This is a genomic window from Streptomyces sp. NPDC006798 (assembly GCF_040635975.1).
GTDB lineage: Bacteria > Actinomycetota > Actinomycetes > Streptomycetales > Streptomycetaceae > Streptomyces.
In genome coordinates this window covers 159593-186316 of sequence record NZ_JBEYIS010000011.1, presented here as the reverse complement: position 1 = coordinate 186316, position 26724 = coordinate 159593, and the positions used below count along the sequence as shown (strand labels likewise).

Annotated in this window: 18 protein-coding genes and 1 pseudogene; 17 read left to right on the top strand and 2 right to left on the bottom strand. The window is 73.1% G+C overall.

The features are described from left to right. Positions 1-103 precede the first annotated feature (103 nt). Positions 104-598, top strand: a pseudogene (locus ABZ714_RS10410) (endonuclease/exonuclease/phosphatase family protein); the annotation flags it as partial. Positions 599-826: 228 nt separating this feature from the next. On the opposite strand, the gene ABZ714_RS10405 reads toward ABZ714_RS10410, so the two are convergent. Together ABZ714_RS10405 and fdhD are read right to left on the bottom strand one after the other, a co-directional pair. Continuing rightward, positions 827-2650 (bottom strand): AMP-dependent synthetase/ligase, encoded by a 1824-nt coding sequence (locus ABZ714_RS10405; RefSeq protein WP_358824753.1) that lies wholly within the window; start codon positions 2648-2650, stop codon positions 827-829. A gap of 301 nt (positions 2651-2951) precedes the next feature. Further along, positions 2952-3797, bottom strand: a complete 846-nt coding sequence (gene fdhD / locus ABZ714_RS10400) for a formate dehydrogenase accessory sulfurtransferase FdhD (protein ID WP_358824752.1) — start codon at positions 3795-3797, stop codon at positions 2952-2954. A gap of 274 nt (positions 3798-4071) precedes the next feature. On the opposite strand from fdhD, the gene ABZ714_RS10395 reads away from it, so the two are divergent. From ABZ714_RS10395 to ABZ714_RS10320, 16 genes are all read left to right on the top strand, one after another. Then, a complete protein-coding gene (locus ABZ714_RS10395) occupies positions 4072-5019 on the top strand; it encodes a beta-ketoacyl-ACP synthase III (protein ID WP_358824751.1) in 948 nt (315 codons plus the stop codon). Positions 5020-5126: 107 nt separating this feature from the next. Beyond that, positions 5127-5672 (top strand): NUDIX domain-containing protein, encoded by a 546-nt coding sequence (locus ABZ714_RS10390; RefSeq protein WP_358824750.1) that lies wholly within the window; start codon positions 5127-5129, stop codon positions 5670-5672. Positions 5673-5931: 259 nt separating this feature from the next. Next, positions 5932-7113 carry an ROK family transcriptional regulator gene (locus ABZ714_RS10385; protein ID WP_358824749.1) on the top strand — a complete coding sequence of 394 codons (1182 nt, stop codon included), beginning with the start codon at positions 5932-5934 and terminating at the stop codon, positions 7111-7113. Between the two features lie 656 nt (positions 7114-7769). Next, positions 7770-9299, top strand: coding sequence for a sugar ABC transporter ATP-binding protein (locus ABZ714_RS10380; protein ID WP_358824748.1), 1530 nt, complete (start codon positions 7770-7772; stop codon positions 9297-9299). Then, on the top strand, positions 9296-10327 hold the full coding sequence (locus ABZ714_RS10375) for an ABC transporter permease (protein WP_358824747.1): 1032 nt from the start codon (positions 9296-9298) through the stop codon (positions 10325-10327). The genes ABZ714_RS10380 and ABZ714_RS10375 overlap by 4 nt, the downstream gene beginning before the upstream one ends. A gap of 85 nt (positions 10328-10412) precedes the next feature. Then, positions 10413-11465, top strand: a complete 1053-nt coding sequence (locus ABZ714_RS10370) for a substrate-binding domain-containing protein (protein WP_358824746.1) — start codon at positions 10413-10415, stop codon at positions 11463-11465. Positions 11466-11544: 79 nt separating this feature from the next. After that, on the top strand, positions 11545-12828 hold the full coding sequence (locus ABZ714_RS10365; RefSeq protein WP_358824745.1) for a Gfo/Idh/MocA family oxidoreductase: 1284 nt from the start codon (positions 11545-11547) through the stop codon (positions 12826-12828). Positions 12829-12912: 84 nt separating this feature from the next. Then, positions 12913-13917 carry a sugar phosphate isomerase/epimerase family protein gene (locus ABZ714_RS10360; RefSeq protein ID WP_358824744.1) on the top strand — a complete coding sequence of 335 codons (1005 nt, stop codon included), beginning with the start codon at positions 12913-12915 and terminating at the stop codon, positions 13915-13917. 266 nt (positions 13918-14183) lie between these two features. Continuing rightward, positions 14184-17897, top strand: coding sequence for a ThuA domain-containing protein (locus tag ABZ714_RS10355; RefSeq protein ID WP_358824743.1), 3714 nt, complete (start codon positions 14184-14186; stop codon positions 17895-17897). Positions 17898-18279: 382 nt separating this feature from the next. Then, entirely contained in the window at positions 18280-19434 is a 1155-nt protein-coding gene (locus tag ABZ714_RS10350; protein WP_358824763.1) for an inositol-3-phosphate synthase, read from the top strand. Beyond that, positions 19431-21560, top strand: a complete 2130-nt coding sequence (locus tag ABZ714_RS10345; protein WP_358824742.1) for a UbiA family prenyltransferase — start codon at positions 19431-19433, stop codon at positions 21558-21560. Before ABZ714_RS10350 ends, ABZ714_RS10345 begins: the two co-directional genes overlap by 4 nt. A gap of 97 nt (positions 21561-21657) precedes the next feature. Next, the gene (locus ABZ714_RS10340; RefSeq protein WP_358824741.1) at positions 21658-22524 is read left to right on the top strand and encodes a sugar phosphate isomerase/epimerase family protein; all 867 of its coding nucleotides are present in this window, start codon (positions 21658-21660) and stop codon (positions 22522-22524) included. Then, the gene (locus tag ABZ714_RS10335) at positions 22518-23156 is read left to right on the top strand and encodes an EboA domain-containing protein (protein WP_358824740.1); all 639 of its coding nucleotides are present in this window, start codon (positions 22518-22520) and stop codon (positions 23154-23156) included. Before ABZ714_RS10340 ends, ABZ714_RS10335 begins: the two co-directional genes overlap by 7 nt. 4 nt (positions 23157-23160) lie before the next feature. After that, a complete protein-coding gene (locus ABZ714_RS10330; protein WP_358824739.1) occupies positions 23161-24021 on the top strand; it encodes a TatD family hydrolase in 861 nt (286 codons plus the stop codon). A gap of 19 nt (positions 24022-24040) precedes the next feature. After that, positions 24041-25222: a metabolite traffic protein EboE gene (eboE, locus tag ABZ714_RS10325; protein ID WP_358824738.1), complete on the top strand. Its 1182-nt coding sequence runs from the start codon at positions 24041-24043 to the stop codon at positions 25220-25222. Then, on the top strand, positions 25219-26676 hold the full coding sequence (locus tag ABZ714_RS10320) for a nucleotide pyrophosphatase/phosphodiesterase family protein (protein WP_358824737.1): 1458 nt from the start codon (positions 25219-25221) through the stop codon (positions 26674-26676). The genes eboE and ABZ714_RS10320 overlap by 4 nt, the downstream gene beginning before the upstream one ends. The last annotated feature ends 48 nt before the right edge of the window (positions 26677-26724 follow it).

Below are 26724 nucleotides of genomic sequence, written 5' to 3'. Positions count from 1 at the left end.
GTACGAGGGAAACCCTCCGCCTTGCGATTGCACGCACCGGACGCCGCAGGCCCCGCCCTCCGGGCGGACGGCGCTACTTTCCGGACACGCCCTAGGAGCCGAACTGGGCCTGCGGGCCGAGTTCGCGCCGTACCGGCGGCCCGGCCGCTGGCACGAACGCACCCCCGCCGAGCGGGCGTACGACGTCGGACTCGCCGTACTCAGCCGCTGGCCCGTACGCCACCGCGAGACCGCCGACCTGCCCGCCGCCGGTGGGACGGACGACGGGCGGATCGCCCTGCACACCCTGATCGAGACACCCACCGGCGCCCTGCCCCTCTTCACCACCCATCTGAACTCCTCGCCCCACGAGTCGGCCGTCCGCTGCGCCCAGGTCAGGGCCCTGGGCGCGCTGGTCGCCGGACGCGGTACGGGACACGCCTTCCCGCCCGTCGTCACCGGCGACCTCAACGCCCCGCCCGACTCGGACGAACTGCGGCTGCTCGGCGGTGTCCTGACCGCGCCCGCCGCCGAGCGGCTGCTGCTCCTCGACGCCTGGACGTACTACGCCGACCCGGCCGAGCCCGGCGCCACCTGGGACGCGGCCAATCCGTACGTCGCCCGGACCTTCCCGCTCAGTACCCGGATCGACTACGTCCTCGTCGGCCCGCCCCGGCCCGCCCCGGCCCGGCCGTCCCGGTTCGGTACGGGCCGTACGGCGGGCCGGTCACGGCCCCGCCGACGGGGTGCCCGGGGTCTGGCCGTCCGACCACGCCGCCGTGGTCGTCGATCTCGACCCGGCGGCCGTCCGGCCCTGACCCGGGCGGGCGCGCCACCGGCGGGGCCGTCACCGGTAGAGCGCGTCGACCTCCGCCGCGTACGCCTCCTCTATCGCCCGCCTGCGCAGCTTCAGCGACGGGGTGAGCAGCCCGTTCTCCTCCGTGAAGGGGAGCGCCAGAATGCGGAACGTCCGGATCGACTCGGCCTGGGAGACCATCGTGTTGGCGGTCACCACGGCCCGCCGGATCTCCGTCTCCAGCTCGGGGTCCCGGACCAGATCGGCCGGGGAGAGCGGCGGCTGACGGCGCATCGTCAGCCAGTGCTCCACCGCCTCCTGGTCCACCGTGATCAGCGCCGCCACGAACGGCCGGTCGTCGCCGACCACCAGACACTGCGCCACCAGCGGATGCGAGCGCACCCGCTCCTCCAGCGGCAGCGGCGACACGCTCTTGCCGCCCGAGGTGACCAGGACCTCCTTCTTCCGGCCCCGGATCGTCAGATAGCCGTCCTCGTCCAGCGTGCCCAGATCGCCGGTGGCCAGCCAGCCGTCGCGCAGTACCTCGCCCGTCGCCGCCGGATCGGAGTGGTATCCGGCGAAGACGTGCGGGCCGCGCAGCCACACCTCGCCGTCCTCCGCGATATGGACGGTCGTCCCCGGCACGGGCCGCCCGACCGTGCCGAACTTGATCCGTCCCGGCGGATTGCCGGTCGCCGCGCCCGTGGTCTCGGTGAGTCCGTACCCCTCGATGACGGTGATGCCCGCGCCCTCGAAGAAGAGGCCGAGCCGCCGGTCCATCGCCGAACCGCCGGACATGGCGTGCCGTACCCGGCCCCCGAACGCCTCACGCAGCTTGGCGTAGACCGACCGGTCCAGCAGCTGGTGCTGGACCCGCAGCGCCGCCGACGGGCCGGGGCCCTGGCCGTGGGCCCGCTGCTCCAGCCCCTCCGCGTACCGTACGGCCACCTCCACGGCCCGGTCGAAGGCGGGCAGCCGCCCCTCGCGCTCGGCCCGGCGCCGGGCCGAGGCGAACACCTTCTCGAAGACGTACGGCACCGCCAGCACGAACGTGGGCCGGAAGGCCGCCAGATCCGCCAGCAGCGGCTCGCCGGTGACCGCGGGCTGATGGGCCAGCCGGACCCCGTGGCGTACCGCGGCGACCTGGACCATCCGGCCGTAGACATGGGCCAGCGGCAGAAAGAGCAGGGTGGAGGGCTCGTCGCCCGGCTTGCCGCGGAACGCGGGCTTCCAGTGCTCGGCCAGGGTGTCGCACTCGAACATCAGATGGGCGTGGGTGAGCACACAGCCCCGGGGGCGGCCGACCGTGCCCGAGGTGTAGACGATGGTCGCCGTGGAGTCCGGGGTGACCGCCCGCCGGTGCCGGTGCACCACCTCGTCGGCGATCCGCTCACCGGCCGCCGTCAGCTCGCCGACGGCGTCCGCGTCCAGTTGCCAGAGCCGTTTCAGCAGCGGCAGATGCCCGATCACCGACCCGATGGTCATGGCGTGGTCCTCGTGCTCGACCAGGGCTGCGGAGACCTCGGCGTCCTGGAGGATCCAGAACACCTGCTCCCGGGAGGAGGTCGGATAGATCGGGACGGACTGCGCGCCGACGGTCCACAGGGCGAAGTCGAAGAGGGTCCACTCGTAGCGGGTACGGCACATCAGCGCGACCCGGTCGCCGAACCGCACCCCGTCGGCTATCAGTCCCTTCGCCAGGGCGAGCACCTCGTCACGGAAGCGTTCCGCGGTCACCTCCTCCCAGGAATCCGTCGCGTCCTTGCGGCAGAGGGCGACCCGCTCGGGTGCCCGGTCGGCGCGGTCGAACACCGCGTCGGCCAGTCCACCGATCAGCGGGGGCGCGTCGAGCGGGGGGACAGTGAACTCGCGCAATGGCTGCTCCTTGTGGCGCTCCGCACAGCGCCGCGACCGTACCCCACGGATTCGCCCCGGGCGATGGCCTTGCCGAACTTTCCCCGATTGACGTCAGCGCAGGTCAGGACCGGAAAGCCGGGGGATTCGGAGGCCGGGCCCGGTAACGCCGCCGTTCGGCGGGCCGCGCGGGGCCGAATCTCCACGGAATCCGACCCCTCAGGACACTCCGGCTTTGCCGAGTTTTACCTCCCGTTGGGGCGCACAGGCGGATATACGGGGGCGCGCGAACCCGCTCGTACGCCCTGCTCGGTCCGGCTGCTCAGTCCGGGGCGCCGACCGCGATCCGCTCCGTCCCCGTGTAGACGTTCATCCGCGTGCCGCGCAGAAAACCCACCAGCGTCAGCCCCGACTCCGCCGCCAGATCCACCGCCAGCGACGACGGCGCCGAGACCGCCGCGAGTACCGGGATCCCGGCCATCACGGCCTTCTGGGCCAGCTCGAACGAGGCCCGGCCCGAGACCAGCAGGATCGTCCGGGCCAGCGGCAGCCCGCCGCCCTCCCGCACCGCCCGGCCGATCAGCTTGTCCACCGCGTTGTGCCGCCCCACGTCCTCCCGGACGTCCAGCAGCTCACCGGTCTCCGAGAACAGGCCCGCCGCGTGCAGCCCGCCGGTGGCGTCGAAGACCCGCTGGGCCGCCCGCAGCCGGTCGGGCAGCCCGGCGAGCAGCCCGGGCGTGATCCACCCCCGGGGGCCTTCGGTGACCGGGAACCGGGTCCTGGTCCGTACCGCGTCCAGGCTCGCCTTTCCGCAGAGCCCGCACGACGACGTGGTGTACACATTCCGCCGGAGCTGGAAGTCCGGCTTCGGGACGCCCGGCGCGAGCCGTACGTCGACCACGTTGTAGGTATTGACCCCCTCGGCCGTGGCCCCCGCGCAGTACATGATCCGCGCCACGTCCTCCGCCGTGCCGATCACGCCCTCGCTCACCAGGAAACCGGTGGCGAGTGCGAAGTCGTCCCCGGTCGGGGTGCGCATCGTGATCGCCAGCGGCTCGCCGTCCAGCCGGATCTCCAGCGGCTCCTCGGCGACCAGGGTGTCGGGCCGCGTGGAGACCACACCGTCCCTGATGCGAAGGGTCCGGCGGCGCTCGGTGACCCGTCCCATGGGCGACCACTCCCGATTCGATTCGTACGACTCGTTGCGGTGACCATTCTCCGGTACGGCTCCGGAGCCCCGCCGGGTGCCGTACGGTCTCCGACAGGCGCCGCCGGGCCCGCCCCGCCGGTGCCGGGACGGCCCCACGCCCCGGGCGCCGCACCGGATCCTTCCGAAAGCTACAGAAAACCGGGGGCGAATCCTGTCGGGTTACCCGCCGTCGTACCAGGTGGTAGCACCGAAAACTGGGGAGTCGATCGCCCGTGGAAAGGGAAAACCGCCGATGACCGGATCGCGTATCGCGTCACTCGGGCACCATCAGCCCGCGTCCGTGCTCACCAACGAGGACCTCGCGGCCCTCGTGGACACCAGTGACGAGTGGATCCGCTCCCGCGTCGGTATCCGCACCCGCCATCGCGCGGGTGACGACGAGCCGGTGGACGACCTGGCCGCGCGGGCCGGGGCGAAGGCGCTGGCCGGGGCCGGTCTGACCCCCGCCGATGTGGATCTGGTCCTGGTGGCCACCTCCACCGCGATCGACCGGTCCCCGAACACGGCCGCCCGGGTCGCCGCCCGGCTCGGGATGGGCGCGCCCGCCGTACTGGACCTCAATGTGGTCTGTGCCGGGTTCACCCACGCCCTGGCCACCGCCGACCACGCGATCCGGGCCGGTTCGGCCCGCCGGGCCCTGGTGATCGGCGCCGACAAGATGACCGCCGTCACCGACTGGACCGACCGCACCACCTGCGTGCTGACCGGCGACGGCGCCGGAGCCGCCGTGGTGGAGGCCGTGGAAGGCGACGGCGAGCCCGGGATCGGACCGGTGCTGTGGGGCTCGGTCCCCGAGATGGGGAACGCGGTCCGGATAGAAGGAACCCCGCCGAAGTTCGCCCAGGAGGGGCAGACGGTCTACCGCTGGGCCACCACCCAGCTGCCGCCGATCGCCCGCCGGGTCTGCGAGCGCGGCGGCGTCGACCCCGCCGACCTGGCGGCCGTCGTACTCCACCAGGCCAATCTGCGGATCATCGAGCCGGTCGCCCAGCGGATCGGAGCGGTGAACGCGGTGGTCGCCCGGGATGTCGTGGAGTCCGGCAACACCTCCGCCGCCTCGATCCCGATGGCGTTCTCCAAGCTGGTGGAGCGGGGCGAGATCACCTCCGGCGATCCTGTCCTGCTCTTCGGCTTCGGCGGCAATCTCTCGTACGCGGGCCAGATCGTCCGCTGCCCCTGAGCGCGTACTCCGCACTCGGAGGCACCACACCTCCGGCCCGCCCGGCGCGTCCCTCGCGCCGGGCGGTTCGCGTTCCGCGCGGGGGCGCCGCCCGGCAGACTGGGCCCATGGTGGTGAGATGGAGCGCCGGGCTGGTGCTGTACCGGGAGCGGAACGGGCGGACCGAGGTCCTGATCGGCCATATGGGCGGCCCGCTGTGGGCGAACAAGGACGCCCGCGCGTGGTCGTTCCCGAAGGGGCTGGCCGAGGAGGGCGAGGAGCTCAGGGCGGCGGCCCGCCGGGAGTTCGAGGAGGAGCTGGGGATCGCCCCGCCCGACGACGGCGAGTGGCGTGAGCTGGGCGAGGAACGCCAGCCCAACGGGAAGATCGTCACCCTCTGGGCGCTCTCCGGTGATCTCGATCCCGAGCTGATCGAACCGGGCGGATTCGTCATGGAGTGGCCGCCGCACTCCGGCCGGGAGCAACTGTTCCCCGAGATCGACCGGGTGGCGTGGGTGGACCTGGCGACCGCCCGGGAGCTGCTGGTGGTGGGACAGGTCCCCTTTCTCGACCGGCTGGCCGTACTGACGGACGGCGACGGCGACAGCGGCAGCGACCACCGCGGCGGGGCGCAGCCGGCGTCCGGCCGTGACGGGGCGGCTCCGGGCGAATAGCGGGGCCGCCGCGCCGGGCGAGCGGAGCAAGGACGCCGCCGGGCCGTCGGGGGCGGCCGTCGGGCCGCCGTACCGGGCGATCGTCCTGCCGCGCTCCCGCCTTTGTCCAGTGCGTGGAGAAAGTTGTCATGGAACTCTGCGCAAGTTCTTCCCCCTTGGTGAAAGCGCTGCTACGTTCCCCTCGAAAGCCCGATCAGTCGGTCCGGGCCGATGGGGTCCCCACGCCGATGGCCGGGGGAGGGGAGGGGCATTGAGACGTATGACCGCTCGACCCGCGAACGCGCACCAGGCGCGGCTGCTCCGGCTGCTGCGCGACGGGGGGCCCAGCTCCCGGGCCCAGCTCGGCGATCTGGTGGACCTCTCCCGCTCCAAACTGGCCGTCGAGGTCGACCGGCTGCTGGAGACCGGACTGGTCGTCGCGGACGGGCTGGCCGCCTCCCGGGGCGGCCGCCGCTCCCACAACATCCGGCTCGCCCCCGAACTCCGCTTCCTCGGCGTCGACATCGGCGCGACCTCGGTCGACGTCGCCGTCACCAATGCCGAACTGGAGGTCCTGGGACATCTCAACCATCCGATGGACGTCCGGGAGGGCCCGGTCGCGGTCTTCGAGCAGGTGCTGGCGATGGCCGCCAAACTGAAGGCCACCGGACTCGCCGAAGGCTTCGACGGCGCGGGAATCGGCGTCCCCGGACCCGTCCGCTACCCCGAGGGCGTCCCCGTCGCACCGCCGATCATGCCCGGCTGGGACGGCTTCCCGGTCCGCGAGGCGCTCAGCCAGGACCTCGGCTGCCCGGTCATGGTCGACAACGATGTGAACCTGATGGCCATGGGCGAACAGCACGCCGGAGTCGCCCGCTCCGTCGGGGACTTCCTCTGCGTCAAGATCGGCACCGGAATCGGCTGCGGCATCGTCGTCGGCGGCGAGGTCTACCGGGGGACCACCGGCAGCGCCGGGGACATCGGCCATATCCAGGTCGACCCCTACGGCCGCGCCTGCGCCTGCGGCAACAAGGGCTGTCTGGAGGCCCACTTCAGCGGTGCCGCGCTCGCCCGCGACGCCGAGGAGGCCGCCCGGGCCGGACGCTCGCCCGAACTCGCCGAACGGCTGGCCGCCAAGGGCCGGCTGACCGCCGTGGACGTGGCCGCCGCCGCGTCCGCCGGGGACACCACCGCCCTGGAACTGATCCGGGAGGGCGGCAACCGCGTCGGCCAGGTCATCGCCGGGCTCGTCAGCTTCTTCAACCCGGGTCTGGTGGTGATCGGTGGCGGGGTGACCGGCCTCGGCCACAATCTGCTCGCCGCCGTCAGGACCCAGGTCTACCGCCGGTCCCTGCCGCTGGCCACCGGCAATCTGCCCATCGTCCTGGGCGAGCTGGGTGCCGTCGCCGGAGTCATCGGCGCGGCCCGGCTCATCAGCGACCACCTGTTCTCGCCGGCCTGACCCGGCGCCGTACGACCCGTACCGCCGCCCGATCCGTACGATCCGCCCGACTCGCGCCACCGGCGCCACCGGCACCACCGGCACCACGGAAACCGCACGCCGCCCGTACGACCGGAACCGCGCACCGCCCGTAGGAACCCGTACGACCCAGGGGATCCGTACGCCCCCGTACGCTCCCCGGTCCTGTCCTGTGCGCCACCGTACGACCCGAACCGTCCGCCGCCCCCGACTCCCACCCTCACCCTCACCCTCATCAGGCGAAGTCCACTCCGCGCACCACCGGGAAGAGCCCGGTCGTGCCGTTGGTAACACGTGCCACCACGTAACCGGTCGCCCCACCGGCCGCCCGCCGCCCGCAGAGTGCGGGGCCGCCGCCCCGTACCGCACCTGAGCGCCCCCACACGTACCAGACGCACGCCGTTCAGCACCGCGTCCCGCGCGCGCCGCGCCCATCCGCCGCGCGCGGCGGCCGTACCCGCCGAGGGGATGAGGACCTTTCTTCCGGATCTTGCTGGGGCTCGCGGGCCCTGGCGCCGCGCCTCGCCGCGTTGTCGTCAATCACCAATGCTCCGCAGTGGCTCATTCCTCCGCCTTGCGATCCACGGCACCAGACCCCGCTCACTAACCCAGCCTGATCCGGAAGAAAGGTCCTTGCCATGGCACCAGAACCAGAACCGCCCTTGCTCACCATGTCCGGGATCACCAAGTCGTTCCCCGGGGTCCGCGCCCTCGACGGGGTGGACCTGGAGGTCGCGGCCGGTGAGGTCCACTGCCTCCTCGGCCAGAACGGCGCGGGCAAGTCGACCCTGATCAAGGTGCTCGCCGGGGTGCACCAGCCCGACGACGGCACCATCACCTGGCGCGGCGAGCCCGTCCGGCTGCGCTCCCCGATCGCCGCCATGCGGCTCGGCATCGCCACCATCTACCAGGAACTCGACCTGGTCGAGGGCCTGTCGGTGGCCGAGAACGTCCACCTCGGACACGAACCCACCGCCGCCGGGTTCGTGATCCGGGGCGGCGCCGCCAAGGCCGCCACCAGCGAACTGCTGCACCGGCTCGGCCACCCCGAGATCGACCCGGGCCGGGCCGTCGGCGAACTCTCCGCCGCCCAGCAGCAGATCGTCTCCATGGCCCGCGCCCTCTCCCACGACGTCCGGCTGATCGTGATGGACGAGCCGTCCGCCGCCCTCGACCCCGACGAGGTCGACAACCTCTTCCGGATCGTCGCCGACCTCACCGCCGACGGTGTCGCCGTCGTCTACATCTCGCACCGGCTGGAGGAGATCCGCCGGATCGGCGACCGGGTCACCGTCCTCAAGGACGGCCGGGCCGTCGCCGGAGGGCTGCCCGCCGAATCCACCCCCACCAACGACGTGGTCGCCCTGATGACCGGCCGCAAGGTGGAGTACGTCTTCCCGCCCCGCCCCGACGGACCCGCCCCGGCCGCCGCCGAACCCGTCCTCCGGGTCGAGGGACTGACCCGGAGCGGCGAGTTCGCCCCCGTCGACCTCGAACTCCGCCCCGGCGAGATCGTCGGCCTCGCCGGCCTCGTCGGCTCCGGCCGCTCCGAGATCCTGGAGACGATCTACGGCGCCCGCAGGCCCGACGCCGGCCGCGTCCTGGTCGACGGCCGCCCGCTGCGACCCGGCAGCGTCCGGGCCGCCGTCGCCGCCGGAATCGGCCTCGCGCCCGAGGAACGCAAGGCCCAGGGCCTGTTCCTGATCGAGTCCGTCACCCGCAATGTCACCATCTCCACCCTCTCCCGGTTCGCCCGCGCGGGCCGGCTCGACCGGTCCGCCGAACGCGCCGCCGCCCACCGGGCCGTACGGGAGCTGTCGCTGCGCCCCGACAACCCGGACGCCCCCGTCCGTACCCTCTCCGGCGGCAACCAGCAGAAGGCCGTACTGGCCCGCTGGCTGCTCCGCGGCTGCCGGGTACTGCTCCTGGACGAGCCCACCCGGGGGGTCGACGTCGGCGCCAGGGCGGAGCTGTACGCCGTCGTCCGGCGGCTGGCCGACGAGGGCCTGGCCGTACTCCTCGTCTCCAGTGAAGTGCCCGAGGTGCTGGGTCTCGCCGATCGCGTACTGGTCCTGCGCGAAGGCAGCGTCGTCCATACGGCCGACGCCCGCGACCTGGACGAACACCGAGTCCTCGATCTCGTGATGGAAGGGAATCCGACGGCATGACGCAGCCCGCATCCGCGGCGCGCCAGGACGCGCCGAGCCTCCTGAAGACACCGCCGCCCGCGCCGAAGGGGCCCGCCGCCGGGCTGCGGCTCGATGTCCGCAACCTCTCCCTGCTCGGGGTCCTGGTCGCCCTGATCGTGGTCGGCGGCGCCACCAAGCCCGACGAGTTCCTGGCCGTCAGCAACCTCCAGCTGGTGCTCACCCAGGCGTCGATCATCGGTGTGGTCACCGTCGGGATGACCTTCGTCATCACCAGCGGCGGTATCGACCTCTCGGTCGGCGCGATGGTCGCCCTGGCGTCCGTCTGGGCCACCACCGTCGCCACCCAGGAGTTCGGCTTCGCGGGCATCCTCTTCACCGCGATCCTGGTCGGACTCGGCTGCGGACTGGTCAACGGGCTGCTGATCGCCTACGGCGGACTCGTCCCCTTCATCGCCACCATCGCGATGCTCGCCTCGGCCCGCGGCCTCGCCCTGGAGATCACCGACGGCAAGACCCAGATCGTCACCGTCGACTCCGTACTGGACCTGGGCGTCAAGGACGCCTACGTCCTCGGGATCCCGCCGCTGGTACTGATCTTCGCCGCCGTGGTGGCGGTCGGCTGGTTCGTACTGAACCGGACCACCTTCGGCCGCCGGACCTTCGCCGTCGGCGGCAACCCCGAGGCCGCCCGGCTCGCCGGGATCGACGTCCGGCGCCAGCGGCTCTATCTCTATCTGCTCTCCGGACTCTGCTGCGGAATCGCCGCCTTCATGCTGGTCGTCCTCTCCGGATCCGGCCAGAACACCAACGGCAATCTGTACGAGCTGGACGCCATCGCCGCGGCCATCATCGGCGGCACCCTGCTCAGCGGCGGCCGGGGCACCGTCGTCGGCTCCGTACTCGGCGTCCTGATCTTCACCACGATCACCAATATCTTCGCCCTCAACAATCTGGAGACCGCCGTCCAGCAGATCGCCAAGGGCGCGATCATCGTCGTCGCCGTCCTGGTGCAGCACCACACCCTGCGCCGCCGCGGCGAGACCTGACCGGCCGTCTCCTCCTCTCCACCCACCCCCCGCGCCCCGGCTCCATCACCCTCACCACCCGCCCAGCCGAAGGGTCAGATCCGCCATGCCCGAATTCTCCGTACCGTCCCGCAGAGGACTCCTGTTCGGAACGGCCGCCGTCTCGGCCGGAGCCGTGCTCACCGGCTGTACCAGCAACGAGCCGTCCAAGAAGGAGAGCAATCCGGCCCCGGCCGACGCCCCGGTCTCCGACGACAAGCCGGGCAAGCCGGTCACCATCGGCTTCGCGGGCCCCCAGGCCGACCACGGCTGGCTCAACGCCATCAACGACAACGCCAAGCAGCGGGCGAAGAAGTACTCCGACGTCACCCTGGAGATCACCGAGGGCTCCAATGACACCGCCGCCCAGATCGGCCAGGTCCAGACCCTGATCAACAAGAAGGTCGACGTCCTCGTCATCCTCCCCGCCGACGGCAAGGCCCTGACCCGGATCGGCCTGGAGGCGATGAAGGCGGGCATCCCCGTGATCAACCTGGACCGGATCTTCGCCTCCCCGCAGGCGTACCGCTGCTGGATCGGCGGCGACAACTACGGCATGGGCCTCAACGCCGGGAACTACATCGGCGAACGGCTCAAGGACAAGCCGGACGCCAAGGTCGTCGAACTCGCCGGGGTGGACAACCTCGAACTCACCAAACAGCGCACCCAGGGCTTCGACGACGCCCTCAAGAACTACCCCAACATCCGCAAGGTCGCCCGCCAGGCCGCCGACTTCACCGTCGAGTCCGGCCAGGCCAAGATGGCGCAACTGCTCCAGGCCCAGTCCGACTTCGACGCCCTCTGGAACCACGACGACGACCAGGGCGTGGGCGCGCTGCGGGCCATCGCCCAGGCCGGGCGGAAGGACTTCCTGATGGTCGGCGGTGCCGGGGCCAAGTCCGCCATGGACGCCATCAAGGCCGACGACAGCGTACTGAAGGCGACCGTTCTCTACCCGCCGACGATGTCCGCGTCCGCCGTCGACATCGCCCGGGCCGTGGCCCAGGGCAAGGGCGTCGGCGGGATGGCCGAGATGGAGATCCCGGCCTCGATCACCCTCTACTCGGCCGTCGTCACCAAGGACAACGTCGACCAGTACCTGCCCACCGGCTTCATCTGACCGGCCCGCCAGCGGCCCGGGCCCGTACTCGGGCCGCGGCCGACCGAGCCGGCCGTACCGTGACGAGGAGGACATCCGTATGGAAGAGCAGGCCGCCCAGGACCCCGGGGCCGCGCCGCCGACGCTCGGCGTCGGCATGGTCGGATACGCGTTCATGGGCGCCGCCCATTCCCAGGGCTGGCGCAATGTGAGCCGGGTCTTCGACCTGCCGGTCCGCCCGGTGCTCGCGGCGATCGCGGGCCGCGACCGGGCCGCCGTCCGGGCCGCCGCCGAACGGCACGGCTGGGCGGCGGCGGAGACGGACTGGCGCGACCTCGTCGCCCGTGACGACGTCCAACTGGTGGATGTCTGCACCCCGGGCGACTCCCACGCGGAGATCGCGATCGCGGCCCTGGAGGCGGGCAAGCACGTGCTGTGCGAGAAGCCGCTGGCGAACTCGGTGGCCGAGGCGGAGGCCATGGCGGCGGCGGCCGAGGCCGCCGCCGCCCGGGGCCAGCTCGCCATGGTCGGCTTCAACTACCGGCGGGTCCCGGCCGTCGCCCACGCCCGCCGGCTGATCGCCACCGGACGCCTCGGCACCCTGCGCCATCTGCGGTTCAGCTATCTCCAGGACTGGCTGGTCGACCCGCTGGCCCCGCTGACCTGGCGGCTGCGGAAGGAGCAGGCCGGATCGGGCGCGCTCGGCGACCTCGGCGCCCATATCGTCGATCTCGCCCAGCATCTGGCGGGGGAGCGGCTGGTCGGGGTTTCGGCGCTCTCGGAGACCTTCGTACGGCAACGCCCGCTGCCCGCGGGTGTGTCCACCGGGCTCCCGGGCGGCGGGCCCGGTGGCGCGCCGGGCCCCGGGCCCGGCCTCGGCGAGGTCACCGTCGACGACGCGGCCCTCTTCAACGGGCGGCTGGCGTCCGGGGCGCTGGCGTCCTTCGAGGCCACCCGGATGGCCGCGGGCCGCAAGAACGCCCTGCGGTTCGAGATCAACGGGGAGCTGGGCTCCCTCTCCTTCGATCTCGAACGGCTCAACGAACTCTCCTTCCACGACCACACCGAGGCCGCGGTCTCCGCCGGATTCAAACGGATCCTGGTCACCGAGGCCGATCACCCCTATCTGTCGGCGTGGTGGCCGCCGGGGCACGGGCTCGGCTACGAGCACACCTTCACCCACCAGGCCCGCGATCTGGTGGAGGCGCTGGCGAGCGGGGCCGTACCGTCGCCGTCGTTCGCGGAGGGCCTCCAGGTGCAGCGGGTGCTCGCGGCCGTCGCGCGGAGCGCGGAGAACGACGCGGTCTACACCCCCGTGACGCCTGTGACGCCCGCAGCTCCCGTAACCCCCGCAGCTCCGGCGATCCCCGTAACGCCCGGATGAACGCTCCGGGACCACGGCGACCGGCGGCCGCCCCCGGCGGATCCGCCGACCGCCCCGAGGAACAGGAAGGCCAGGAGGGAACCCATGCCACGTCCGTTCACGCTCTTCACCGGCCAGTGGGCCGATCTGCCCCTGGAGGAGGTGTGCAGACTCGCCCGTGACTTCGGCTACGACGGCCTGGAACTCGCCTGCTGGGGCGATCACTTCGAGGTCGACAAGGCGCTGGCAGACCCCGGCTACGTCGAGGGCCGCCGCGCCCTGCTCGACCGGTACGGGCTGCGCTGCTGGGCGATCTCCAACCATCTGGTCGGCCAGGCGGTCTGCGACCACCCCATCGACGAGCGGCACCGCAACATCGTGCCCGCCAGGATCTGGGGCGACGGCGACCCCGAAGGCGTCCGCGGGCGGGCGGCGGCCGAGCTGAAGGACACCGCGCGGGCCGCCGCCGCCCTCGGCGTCGATACCGTCGTCGGCTTCACGGGATCCTCGATCTGGCATCTGGTGGCGATGTTCCCGCCGGTCCCGGAGTCGATGATCGACCGGGGGTACGAGGACTTCGCGGAACGCTGGAACCCGATCCTCGACGTCTTCGACGCCGAGGGGGTGCGGTTCGCCCACGAGGTCCATCCGAGCGAGATCGCCTACGACTACTGGACCACACAGCGGGCCCTGGCGGCGGTGGACCACCGGCCCGCCTTCGGGCTCAACTTCGACCCCAGCCACTTCGTCTGGCAGGACCTGGACCCGGTCGGCTTCCTCTACGACTTCCGGGACCGCATCTACCACGTCGACTGCAAGGAGGCCCGGAAGCGGCTGGACGGCCGGAACGGGCGGCTCGGCTCGCATCTGCCGTGGGGCGACCCCCGGCGCGGCTGGGACTTCGTCTCCGCCGGACGCGGCGACGTGCCCTGGGAGGACGTCTTCCGGATGCTCCGGTCGATCGGCTACGGCGGACCGGTCTCGGTGGAGTGGGAGGACGCCGGGATGGACCGGCTGACCGGAGCGCCGCAAGCGCTTTCCGCCCTGAAGCGCTTTGACTTCGAACCGCCCGCCGCGTCCTTCGACGCCGCCTTCAGCAGCTCGGACTGAGCCCTTGAGTCGGTAACCCGGCAGGTGAGCCCGGGTTCTTCGATCCGGTGGCCGCTCGCGCCGCCGGGTCGGTCCGGGCTGCCCGCACCCCTCTTTGTCCTGTGGTGGGGAAAAGTTGAAGTTCCCCGCTGCGTAAGGGCTTTCCGTCCGGGACGAACCCGTCTACCGTCCTTGATGTGTTCACGCCCTAGGTGGTCCCGGTGTGACGGCGCACTCCGGTTCCACGGTTTCCCGCCCGTTCGACCGGTCCCTACCGGAGGAGATTCGTGCACCCGAAACGAAGCAGACCACGAGCGCGCAGAGCCCTGGCGCTCCTGACCGGAGCCCTTCTCGCCGCGGGCTCGTTCACCGTCACCGCGCCGCAGGCCGCGTCCGCCGCCCCCGAGACCACCCCCGCCGCCGAGCCGGCCGCCGACTCCTTCCAGCAGGTCACCCTCGCGAAGGGCGCGGCGGAGACCGGCGAACCGATGTCCATGGCCGTACTGCCGGACCGGAGCGTGCTGCACACCTCCCGCAACGGCGAGCTGCGGATGACCGACTTCACGGGCGCGACCCGGATCGTCGGCAAGATCCCGGTCTACTCGCACGACGAGGAGGGGCTCCAGGGGATCGGCCTCGATCCCAAGTTCGCGCAGAATCGTTTCGTCTATCTCTATTACGCACCCCCGATGAACACTCCCGCCGGTGACGCCCCCAATGAGGGCACGGCGGAGGAGTTCGCCAAGTGGGAGGGGGTCAACCGGCTCTCCCGGTTCGTCCTCGAGGCGGACGGCACCCTCGACAACGCCAGCGAGAAGAAGATCCTCGACGTCCCCGCCACCCGGGGCATCTGCTGCCATGTCGGCGGCGACATCGACTTCGACGCCCAGGGCAATCTCTGGCTCTCCACCGGCGACGACTCCAACCCCTTCGCCTCCGACGGCTACACCCCGGTCGACGACCGGCCGGGCCGCAACCCCGCCTACGACGCCCGCCGCACCTCGGGCAACACCAATGACCTGCGCGGCAAGCTGCTGCGGATCAAGGTGAACGACGACGGATCGTACTCCGTGCCCGAGGGGAACCTCTTCGCCCCCGGAACGCCCAAGACCCGGCCCGAGATCTACGCGATGGGCTTCCGCAACCCGTTCCGGTTCAGCGTCGACCCGAAGACCGGTACCGCGTACGTCGGCGACTACGGCCCCGACGCCGCCAACGCCGACCCCGAGCGGGGCCCGGCCGGAGCCGTCGGCTTCGTCAAGGTCGACAAGCCCGGCAATTTCGGCTGGCCCTTCTGCAACACCTTCAACCAGCCCTACACCGACTGGGACTTCGCCACCAAGCAGCCCGGCGCGACCTTCGACTGCCAGGCGCCGAGGAACGACTCCCCGCACAACACGGGCCTGGCCGACCTGCCGCCCGCGCAGAAGGCCTGGATCCCGTACGACGGCGGCTCGGTCCCCGAGTTCGGCACCGGCGGCGAGTCCCCGATGGGCGGCCCCGTCTACCGCTACGACCCGGACAACCCGTCGCCGGTGAAGTTCCCGGAGGCGTACGACGGCGACTACTTCGCCGGGGAGTTCGGCCGCCGCTGGATCAAGCGCATCGAGCAGAATGCCGATGGGACCGTCGCGAAGATCAATCCGTTCCCGTGGACCGGTACCCAGGTCATGGACATGCAGTTCGGCCCGGACGGCGCGCTGTACGTCCTCGACTACGGCACCGCCTGGTTCGGCGGCAACGAGCACTCCGCCCTCTACCGGATCGAGAACGCCACCGGGGGCCGCTCCCCGTCGGCGGAGGCCGAGGCCAACCGGACCTCCGGCAAGGCCCCCCTGCGGGTCGCGTTCTCCTCGGCCGGGACCACCGACCCGGACGGCGACGCCCTGACCTACGCCTGGGACTTCGGCGACGGCGCCGGCTCGACCGCCCCGAACCCCACCCACACCTACCGCAAGAACGGCACCTACACCGCCACCCTCACGGTCGAGGACCCCACCGGCCGGATCGGCGGCGCGAGCGTCCGGGTCGTGGTCGGCAACACCGCGCCCACGGTCGTCCTGGAGGCGCCCGCCGACGGAGCCCTGTTCTCCTTCGGCGACGAGGTCCCCTTCAAGGTGAAGGTCACCGACCCCGAGGACCAGGCTTCGGGAGGAGTGGACTGCTCGAAGGTCACCGTCAGCTACTTCCTCGGCCACGACAGCCATGCCCACAAGCTGACCAGCGCCAACGGCTGCTCCGGCACCATCAAGACACCCGGAGACGGCGGCCACGACCCGAACGCCAATATCTACGGCGTCCTCGTCGCCGAGTACACCGACCGGGCCGGGGGCGGCCAGGAGGCGCTGACCGCCAAGGACGAACTCCAGCTCCAGCCCCGCCACCGGCAGGCCGAGCACTTCGGCGCCCAGTCCGGGATCCGTACGTACGACAAGCCCACCGCCAACGGCGGCCGGACCGTCGGCGACATCGACAACGACGACTGGATCTCCTTCAAGCCCTACAACCTGGCCGGGTCCACCAAGCTCACCGCCCGGATCTCCTCCGGCGGCGCCGGCGGCTTCCTCGAAGTCCGCACCGGCTCCCCGACCGGGAAGATCCTCGGCTCCGGGCCCATCCCGGTGACCGGCGGCTGGGAGGTCTTCCAGGACGTGGACATCCCCCTGCGGGGCGTCCCGAAGAAGTCCACCGAACTCTTCCTGGTCTTCAAGGGCGGCGCCGGAGCCCTCTACGACATCGACGACTTCACCCTCTCGAACAGCCCGCCGGACCGGACCGCCAAGCGCGTACTGGTCTTCTCGAAGACGGCAGGCTTCCGGCACGACTCCATCCCCGCCGGGGTCGCGGCCCTGAAGGAACTCGGCAAGGGCAGCAACATCACCGTCGACGCCACCGAGTCCGCGGCCCAGTTCACCACCAGCAACCTGGCCCGCTACGACGCCGTCGTCTTCCTCTCCACCACCGGTGACGTGCTGAACGCCGAGCAGCAGAAGGCGTTCGAGAACTACATCCGCACCGGCGGCGGCTATCTGGGCGTCCACGCCGCGGCCGACACCGAGTACGACTGGAAGTTCTACGGCGGTCTGGTCGGCGCCCACTTCAGCAGCCATCCGCAGATCCAGTCCGCGACCGTCCGGGTCGAGGACCGGGGCCACCCCGCGACCAAGCACCTGGACGCCGAGTGGACCCGTACCGACGAGTGGTACGACTATCGCGCCAACCCGCGCGACCGGGTGCGCGTCCTCGCCACCCTCGACGAGACCACCTATCAGGGCGGCACCATGAAGGGCGACCACCCGATCGCCTGGTGCCAGACCTACGAGGGCGGCCGGTCCTTCTACACCGGCGGTGGCCACACCGAGGAGTCGTACGCCGAGCCCGCCTTCCGGCAGCATCTGCTCGGCGGGCTGCGGACCGTCTCCGGCCAGATCAAGGCCGACTGCAAGCCCGCTAAGGGCGAGCGGGCCGTCTTCAACGGCAAGACCCTCGACGGCTGGAAGCAGGCCGGACCCGGGAAGTTCACCGTCGCCGACGGCGAGCTGCGGTCCGAGGGCGGCATGGGGCTGCTCTGGTACCAGGCCCGGGAGCTGAAGGCGTACAGCCTCAAGCTGGACTGGAAGCTCGCGGGCGACGACAACTCCGGGATCTTCGTGGGCTTCCCCGCCTCCGACGACCCCTGGTCGGCCGTGAACAAGGGCTATGAGATCCAGATCGACGCCACCGACGTCCCGGCCCGGACCACGGGCTCGGTCTACGGCTTCAAGTCGGCCGACCTCAAGGCCCGTGACCGGGTGCTCCGGCCGCCGGGCCAGTGGAACTCGTACGAGATCAAGGTCCAGGGGGAGCGGATCCAGCTCTTCCTCAACGGCGCGAAGATCAACGACTTCACCAACACGGACCCGAACCGCAGTCTGAAGGACGGCCATATCGGGCTTCAGAACCACGGGGCCGCCGACCAGGTGTCCTTCCGGAACATCACCCTCAAGGAGCTGCCCTCCTAGCCGGTGCCGCAGGGATCGGCCGGACGAACCCGCCCCCGGGGGCTCGTGAGTCCGGCCCGATCCACCCGGTACGGCAGGGGGCGGCCCCGCCGAGAACGGCGGCGGGCGGGGAGGCGCCGTACCCCCCGCCCGCCGTCACCCACCGGTCCGCCGACCGGCCGACCGGCCCGGCGGAATCGACCGGCCGGGGCCGAATGAGCCCGGGTCCGTGGCGGAGGCGCCCTCCCACGGACCCCGTCCACCCCGTCCACCCCGTCCACCCCGACCGTCCCCGCCCCTGCCCGTCTGCCCGTCGGCGGGGCCGGGATCCCCGCCCCGGAAACAGGAACGACGCGAGGAGAGAGCCGTGCCGCAGGAATCCGCCCCGGGCGAACCCGACCCCATGCGCGCAGCCACCCCGGACGCCACCCCGGCCCCGACCCCCGACCACGTGGTACGGACCGGGGTCTGGCTGGTCGGAGCGCGCGGCTCCGTCGCGACGACCGCCGTCGCGGGCTGCGCGGCCCTCACCGCCGGACTCCGCCCGCCGACCGGCATGGTCACCGAGACCCCGCCGTTCGCCGAAGCCGGACTGCCCGCCCTCCGCTCCCTCGTCTTCGGCGGACACGACACCGTCTGCGTCCCGCTGTCCAAACGTGCCGAGGAACTCACCGACGCGGGCGTCCTGCCGCCCGGACTGGTCCGCGCGGTCCACGCCGACCTGGCCGCCGCGGACGCCGGGATCAGGCCCGGCGGCCCCCAGCCCGGTGACCCCCGGACCGACGACGAGCTGATCACCGCCTTCACCGCCGACCTCACCGCCTTCCGGGACCGGCACCGGCTCGCCCGCGTGGTCGTGGTCAACGTCTCCAGCACCGAGCCCGTACCCGAACCGGGCGCGACCCGGCTCGCGCCCTCGTCGCTGTACGCCGCCGCCGCGATCCGGGCCGGCTGCCCCTTCGTGAACTTCACCCCCTCCACCGGGCTCGGGACCCCCGCCCTCCTGGCCGCCGCCGCGGCCCGCGGCCTTCCCCACGCGGGCCGCGACGGCAAAACCGGCCAGACGCTGCTCCGTTCCGTCCTGGCGCCGATGTTCGTCCAGCGCGCCCTCACCGTCCGGGCCTGGTCCGGTACGAACCTCCTGGGCGGCGGGGACGGGGCGGCCCTCGCCGACCCGGCCGCCGCGGCGGCGAAGAACGCGGGCAAGGAACGCGTACTCGCGGACGTCCTCGGCACCACACCCGAAGGCATGGTGCACATCGACGACGTCCCGGCGCTCGGCGACTGGAAGACCGCCTGGGACCACATCGCCTTCGACGGCTTCCTCGGCTCCCGGATGATCCTCCAGACCATCTGGCAGGGCTGTGACTCGGCGCTGGCCGCGCCGCTCGTCCTCGACCTGGTCCGGCTCGTGGCCCGGGCCCATGAACGGGGCATCGCGGGCCCGCTCCCCGAACTCGGCTTCTACTTCAAGGACCCGGACGGCGGCTCGTCGTCGCTCTCCGACCAGTTCACGGCGCTCCTCGGCTTCGCGGACCGGCTGCGGGACCCGCGATGAGCCCGGCGACGCTGCTGGGCCGGATCGCGGCCCCCGCCACCGGGCGCGCCCCGGCGGGCGGGATCGCCCGGCTGCTCGCGGCGCTGGTCGCCCCGGGCGGCGGGGAGCGGGGCGCGTCCCGGTCCGGCTTCGCGTTCGTACGACGGCTCGCCCGGCCCGTCGCCCCTCCGGCGCCCGCGCGAAGTGGCCGCCGGGCCGCCAGCGGCTCTTCGCAACCGCCGCGCGCGGCGGAACCGGTCCCGAACGGCGGGGCGGAGGACGCGGGGCGGCGGCCGGACCGCCGCGGCTCACCCGACCCCGGGCGAGCGGATACGACGATCCCGGTGATCCCCGGCCAGCGCCGCGCCCTGGACCGGCGCCCTGTCGACGGGTCGTCCGCGCCTGCCGGCGGCCTCGGACCATCCGCCCGGCGGGTGGCCCTGTCGGCCGGTGACTTCGCCTCCGGCGGTCCGTCGGACCCCGTCGTACCTCCCGCCCCCGGAGCCAGCAACGGGGAAGCGGCCGGCAGCGGCCGGGGCGGGCCCGGCGCATCGGTCCGTCGGGACACCGGGGCGATCGACGGCCCCGGCCCCGGCCCCGGCCCCGGCGGCGGTGACGGGCGGTCCTTCACCCGGGACGGCCGGATCTCCGGGGCGGCTCCGTCCGCCGGGGAGACGTCCCTCAATCGGCCATCCCCGTCCGCCGGAGACGTCGATGCCGTCGACCGCGGGCGCCGGGGGCTCTATGCTCCCGCCCACCGTCGGCGTTGCCACGAACCCGGCCGTGCGGCGGGTGGCTCCGTCCCGGGGGTGCGGTCGGCGCACTCCCGGGACGTCCGGCCCGCCGTCGGCGACCGGGCCCGTGCCTGGGCCGAGTTGTTCCGGGTCTCCGCCGTGCTCTCCGTCCCCGGTGACGCCCTCGCGGGCGCGGCCGCCCGGGGCCTGCGGCCCGATCGCGGCACCCTGCTCGCGGTCGGCGCCTCGGTCTGCCTCTACGAGGCGGGCATGGCGCTCAACGACTGGGCCGACCGGGCCGAGGACGCCGCCGAACGCCCCCACCGGCCCGTGCCCTCCGGCCGGATCGCCCCCGGCGCCGCGCTCGCCGCCGCCACCGCCCTCACGGCGACGGGCCTGGCCCTGGCCGCCCGCGCGGGCCGTCCCGCCGCCGCCGTGGCGACGGCGCTCGCGGCCACGGTCTGGTCGTACGACCTGCACTGGAAGCACACCCGGTTCGGCCCGGCGGCCATGGCCACCGCCCGGGCCCTCGATCTCCTGCTGGGAGCGGCGGCGACGGGCACCCGGGAGCGCCGCGCGCCCGGCTCCCGGGCCGTACCGGACCCGGCCGCGTCCCGCCCGTCAGCGCCGCGCGCGGTGGGCCGTCCGGCGCCCGGCGCCCGCGCCGGTTCCGGGGCCGTACCGCCACCGGCCCGTCCGGACGTCGGGGGCCGGTCCGCCGCACCCTCGTTCGCGCCGGCCGGTGGACGCCTCGGTTCCGGAGTCGTACCCTCCTCGTCGCGTCCCGGTGCTGACGGGCCCCCGGCCGTGTCCCGGTGGTCGGTGCCGCGCCCTGCGGACCGTCCGCTACCCGGCGCCGGACCCGGCCGCGTGGCCGTACCGTTCCGTCCCGGCGCCGGAGGCCCGGCCGCCGCGCGCCCGTCCGCGCCGACCGGTGGCCGCCCGGGACCGGGACCCGCCCGGCCGCGTACGACCACCGCCGACCACCCGCCCCGGCTCTCCGGACAGCTCCCGGCCGTCCTGCGTGCCGCCGCCGTCCTCGCGGCGCACACCTGCGCCGTCACGGCCGTCTCACGGCACGAGGTGTACGGCGGTTCGGTACGGGCGCCGCTCGGCGCGCTCGCCGTGGTGGCCGGGATCGCGGGGGCCGCCGCCCGGGAGGGCCGGGCCGTCCCGACGGCGCTCGCCGTCGCGTACGCCCGTACCGCCGCCGTGCCGTACGCGCATGCCGCCCTCAACCCGTCGCCCCCGCTGACCGAACGGGCCGTCGGCGGCGGCATCCGGGCCGTCATCCCCCTCCAGGCCCTGCTCGCGGCCCGTACGGGACAGCCGTCCGGCACGGTGACCGCCCTCGCCCTGATGGCCCTGCCGCCGGCCGCCCGCGCGCTGGCCCGCCGGGTGAGCCCGACATGACGTCCGCCTCCACCGGCCGTCACACCCCCGCCGGGCGCCCCACCGCGGCCGGAAGCGACCGCGTCCACCCGCGTACGCACACGGAAGGAGAGCCGCGATGAACCGGCTGAACCTCGGATACGGCACCAACGGACTGACCGACCTCCGGCTCCCCGACGCCCTCGCGCTCCTCGCCGACCTCGGCTACGACGGCGTCGGGCTGACCCTCGACCATATGCATCTCGACCCCCTCGCGCCCGACTTCGCCCGGCGTACGGGGGAGACCGCCGCCCTGCTCGACCGGTACGGGCTCGCCGTCGCCGTCGAGACCGGGGGGCGCTACGTCCTCGATCCGCGCCGCAAGCACGGCCCGTCCCTGGTCGACCCCGACCCCGGGGGCCGGGCCGCCCGCACCGCCCTGCTCGTCACCGCCGTCCGGGCCGCCGCCGATCTCGGCGCCACGGCCGTGCACTGCTTCAGCGGAATCGCCCCGCCGGACCCCGATACCGACCCCGATACCTCCTGGCGCCGGTTCGCCGACGCGCTGGCACCGGTGGTCGACGCCGCCGGGGCCGCCGGGATCCCCCTCGCCGTGGAGCCGGAGCCCGGCCATCTGCTCGCCCGGATCGCCGACTTCCACCGGCTCCGGGAACTCCTCGGCGACCCCGAGCCGCTGGGGCTGACCCTCGACATCGGACACTGCCGGTGCCTGGAGGAGGAGAGCCCGGCCGACTGCGTCCGATCGGCCGCGCCCTGGCTCCGCCACGTACAGATCGAGGACATGCGCCAGGGCGTCCACGAGCATCTGCCGTTCGGCGACGGCGAGATCGACTTCCCGCCGGTACTCGACGCACTCGCCGGCACCGGCTACGCCGGGCTGACCGTGGTCGAACTGCCCCGGCACTCCCACGCGGGCCCCGAACAGGCCGCCGCCTCGATCGACTTCCTCCGCCGGGCGGCGACGAAGGGGGCGGTCGCGTGCTGACGTCCCGCCGGGAGCCGGTGGCGGCCCTCGAACCGGCGGCCCGCGACTGGTTCACCGCGGCACTCGCCGAGGCGCGTACGGCCCGGGAGGCGCGCGAGGCCCGTAACGACACCGCCCCCGCCCCCGCCACCTGGGAGTCGGCCTTCGCCGCCGCCGGACGGCAGCTCGGCGCCCCGCACACCGACGCCGGACGCGTCCACCTCCTCACCGAGGCCGACGCCGACCCCGACACCCTCGCCCGGCTCTACCACCGGGGCACCGCCGCCGAACGCCGGGCCGTCCTCCTCGCCCTGCCCCACCTCCGCGGCCTCGCCGACCACCCCGGCGCCGCCCTCGCCCTGGTCGAGGACGCCCTGCGGACCAACGACACCCGGCTGGTGGCCGCCGCCGTCGGCCCGTACGGCGCCGCCCATCTCGACCCCCACACCTGGCGGCACGCCGTACTCAAATGCCTCTTCACCGGCGTCCCGCTGACCGCCGTCGACGGCCTCGCCCGCCGTGCCCGGGGCGATACCGAACTCGCCCGGATGCTCACCGACTACGCCGCCGAGCGCACCGCCGCCGCCCGCCCCGTACCCCCCGATCTGACGGCCGCCCTCACCCTCACCGGCACGCCGCACCAGGAGGTCTGACCCCATGCGCATCTTCGACCCCCATATCCATATGACCTCCCGCACCACCGACGACTACCGGGCGATGTCCGACGCCGGGGTCCGCGCCCTGGTCGAGCCCGCGTTCTGGCTCGGCCAGCCCCGCACCTCGCCCGGCACCTTCTACGACTACTTCGACGCCCTGCTCGGCTGGGAGCCGTACCGCGCCGCCCAGTACGGCATCGCCCACCACTGCGCCATCGCCCTCAACCCCAAGGAGGCCAACGACCCCCGCTGCCGCCCCGTACTCGGCGAACTGCCCCGCTACCTCGTCAAGGACGGCGTCGTCGCCGTCGGCGAGATCGGCTACGACGCGATGACCCCGGCCGAGGACGACGCACTCGCCGCCCAGCTCCAACTCGCCGCCGAACACGGCCTGCCCGCCCTCGTCCACACCCCGCACCGCGACAAACTCACCGGCCTGCGGCGGACCGTCGACGTCGTCCGGGAGTCCGGGCTGCCCGCCGACCGGGTCCTCCTCGACCACCTCAACGAGACCACCGTGGAGTTCGCCCTCGACAGCGGCTGCTGGCTCGGCTTCTCCGTCTACCCCGACACCAAGATGGACGAGGACCGGATGGTCGCCCTCCTCACCACCTACGGCACCGAACGCGTCCTGGTGAACTCCGCCGCCGACTGGGGCAGGAGCGACCCCCTGAAGACCCGCCGCGTCGGTGACGCCATGCTCGCCGCCGGATTCTCCGCGGCCGACGTCGACCGGGTGCTCTGGCGGAACCCCGTCGACTTCTACGGACTCAGCGGCAGACTCCGGCTCGACCTCCCCACCGCCGGGACGGCCGCGGGCGCCCTCCACGAGGGGAACTCCGTCCTGCGCGGCGGGGAATGAGCCGGGGAGGCCGACGACGATGCGCTTCCGCCACCCCGACGGCTCCACCGTCCACCTCTCCTACTGCACCAACGTCCACCCCGCCGAAACCCTCGACGGCGTCGTCGCCCAGCTCCGCGACGACTGCGAACCCGTCCGGCGCCGCCTCGGCCGCGACCGCCTCGGGATCGGGCTCTGGCTCGCCAGGGGCGCGGCCCGCGCCCTGACCACCGACCCGGCCGCGCTCCGCGCCCTGCGCGCCGAACTCGACCGCCGCGGCCTGGAGGTCGTCACCCTCAACGGCTTCCCCTACGAGGGCTTCGGCACCGGCGAGGTCAAGTACCGGGTCTACCGGCCCGACTGGACCGAACCCGAACGCCTCGCCCACACCACCGACCTCGCCCGAGTCCTCGCCGCCCTCCTCCCCGACGACATCACCGAGGGCACCATCTCGACCCTGCCCCTCGGCTGGCGTACCCGCTTCGACCCCGCCGCCACCGCCCCCGCCGTCGCCGCTCACCAGGCCCTGCGCACCCTCGCCGAACGCCTCGACGCCCTCGCCGAACTCACCGGCAAATCCATCCGGATCGCCCTCGAACCCGAACCCGGCTGCGTCGTCGAGACCACCGCCGACGCCATCGCCCCGCTCACCGCCGTCGGCTCACCGCGCATCGGCCTCTGCCTCGACACCTGCCATCTCGCCACCTCCTTCGAAGACCCGGCCACCGCCCTCGACGCCCTCACCGCCGCCGGAATCACCGTCCCCAAAGCCCAGCTCTCCGCCGCCCTCCACGCCGAGGAACCCCACCTCCCCGCCGTACGGGACGCCCTCGCCGCCTTCGCCGAACCCCGCTTCCTCCACCAGACCCGGACCCGCGCCCCCGGCGGCGGCCTCCTCGGCACCGACGACCTCGCCGAAGCCGTCCGCCCCGACGGGCCCCTGCCCGACGACCGGCCCTGGCGCTCCCACTTCCACGTACCCCTGCACGCCCCGCCGACGCCCCCGCTCACCTCCACCCTGCCGGTCCTCCGCGACGCCCTCAACCGGCTCGTCGGCCCCTCCCCGCTCACCCACCACCTGGAGGTCGAGACCTACACCTGGCAGGCGCTCCCCGCCGAACTGCGGCCCCGGACCCGCGCCCAGCTCGCCGACGGCATCGCCGCCGAACTCGCCCTCGCCCGCGACCTCCTCACCGACCTCGGCCTGAAGGAACTCCCGTGACAGCCGTGCCGCCCAAGCCGCCGGAGCCGCCCGCCGAAGCTCCGGACCGGCCCACGCCCCTCCTGGTCGTGGACGTCGTCGGGCTCACCCCCGCCCTCCTCGACCACATGCCGACGCTGCGCGGGCTCGGCGACGAAGGCTCCCGGGCCCCGCTGTCGACCGTACTGCCCGCCGTGACCTGCGCCGCCCAGTCCACCTTCCTCACCGGAACCCTCCCCGCCGAACACGGCATCGTCGGCAACGGCTGGTACTTCCGCGAACTCGGCGACGTCCTGCTCTGGCGGCAGCACAACGGACTCGTCTCCGGCGACAAGCTCTGGGACGCGGCCCGCCGCGTCCACCCCGGCTACACCGTCGCCAATATCTGCTGGTGGTACGCGATGGGCGCCGACACCGACATCACGGTCACCCCGCGCCCCGTCTACTACGCCGACGGCCGCAAGGAACCCGACTGCTACACCAGGCCCCCCGCCCTCCACGACGAGCTGACGTCCAGATTCGGCACCTTCCCCCTCTTCCACTTCTGGGGCCCCGGCGCCGATCTGGTCTCCAGCCGGTGGATCGTCGACGCCACCCGCCACATCCTCGACACCCGCAGCCCCGACCTCGCCCTCTGCTATCTGCCGCATCTGGACTACGACCTCCAGCGGTACGGCCCCGAGGACCCCCGCTCGCACCGGGCCGCCGCCGAACTGGACACCGTGATCGCCCCCCTGCTCGCGGACGCCCGGCGCGAGGGCCGGACCGTCGTCGTCCTCTCCGAGTACGGCATCACCCGGGTCTCCCGCCCCGTCGACATCAACCGCGCCCTGCGCCGCGCCGGGTTCCTGGAGGTCCACACCCAGGACGGGATGGAGTACCTCGACGCGATGGCCTCCCGCGCCTTCGCCGTCGCCGACCACCAGACCGCCCATGTCTACGTGAAGCGGCCCGAGGACCTACCGGCGGTCCGGGAGGTCCTGGAGGGGCTGCGAGGGGTCGGGGAGATCCTGGACGACGAGGGCAAGAAGGAGTACGGGCTCGACCACCCCCGCTCCGGTGAACTCGTCGCCGTCGCCGAGCCCGACGCCTGGTTCACGTACTACTACTGGCTGGACGACGCCCGCGCCCCCGACTTCGCCCGGCTCGTGGAGATCCACCGCAAACCCGGCTACGACCCGGTCGAACTCTTCATGGACCCGAACGACCCCTGTGTCCGCCTCAAGGCGGCGGGGGCGATCGCCCGGAAGAAGCTCGGGATGCGCTACCGGCTGGCGGTCGTCCCCCTCGACCCGGCCCCGATCCGCGGCAGCCACGGCCGCCTCCCCGCGAGCGACGACGAAGGTCCGCTCCTGCTGTGCTCCACCCCCCGCGCCGTCGAGGGCCGAGTGGCGGCCACCGATGTGAAGTCCCTGCTGCTGCGGCTCGCCGGACTCGGCACCGCGCACCCCGAAGCACCCGAAGAAAGCGAGTGACCGTGCTCTTCCCCAGATCTTCCTCCCCTTCGTCCCCTTCGTCCCCTT

What these genes read in the sequence shown, in the direction of transcription:
- fdhD (WP_358824752.1), bottom strand. Translation starts at nt 3,797, where the DNA reads ATGGGACGGGTCACCGAGCGCCGCCGGACCCTTCGCATCAGGGACGGT.
- ABZ714_RS10395 (WP_358824751.1), top strand. Translation starts at nt 4,072, where the DNA reads ATGACCGGATCGCGTATCGCGTCACTCGGGCACCATCAGCCCGCGTCC.
- ABZ714_RS10390 (WP_358824750.1), top strand. Translation starts at nt 5,127, where the DNA reads ATGGTGGTGAGATGGAGCGCCGGGCTGGTGCTGTACCGGGAGCGGAAC.
- ABZ714_RS10385 (WP_358824749.1), top strand. Translation starts at nt 5,932, where the DNA reads ATGACCGCTCGACCCGCGAACGCGCACCAGGCGCGGCTGCTCCGGCTG.
- ABZ714_RS10380 (WP_358824748.1), top strand. Translation starts at nt 7,770, where the DNA reads ATGGCACCAGAACCAGAACCGCCCTTGCTCACCATGTCCGGGATCACC.
- ABZ714_RS10375 (WP_358824747.1), top strand. Translation starts at nt 9,296, where the DNA reads ATGACGCAGCCCGCATCCGCGGCGCGCCAGGACGCGCCGAGCCTCCTG.
- ABZ714_RS10370 (WP_358824746.1), top strand. Translation starts at nt 10,413, where the DNA reads ATGCCCGAATTCTCCGTACCGTCCCGCAGAGGACTCCTGTTCGGAACG.
- ABZ714_RS10365 (WP_358824745.1), top strand. Translation starts at nt 11,545, where the DNA reads ATGGAAGAGCAGGCCGCCCAGGACCCCGGGGCCGCGCCGCCGACGCTC.
- ABZ714_RS10360 (WP_358824744.1), top strand. Translation starts at nt 12,913, where the DNA reads ATGCCACGTCCGTTCACGCTCTTCACCGGCCAGTGGGCCGATCTGCCC.
- ABZ714_RS10350 (WP_358824763.1), top strand. Translation starts at nt 18,280, where the DNA reads ATGCGCGCAGCCACCCCGGACGCCACCCCGGCCCCGACCCCCGACCAC.
- ABZ714_RS10345 (WP_358824742.1), top strand. Translation starts at nt 19,431, where the DNA reads ATGAGCCCGGCGACGCTGCTGGGCCGGATCGCGGCCCCCGCCACCGGG.
- ABZ714_RS10340 (WP_358824741.1), top strand. Translation starts at nt 21,658, where the DNA reads ATGAACCGGCTGAACCTCGGATACGGCACCAACGGACTGACCGACCTC.
- ABZ714_RS10330 (WP_358824739.1), top strand. Translation starts at nt 23,161, where the DNA reads ATGCGCATCTTCGACCCCCATATCCATATGACCTCCCGCACCACCGAC.
- eboE (WP_358824738.1), top strand. Translation starts at nt 24,041, where the DNA reads ATGCGCTTCCGCCACCCCGACGGCTCCACCGTCCACCTCTCCTACTGC.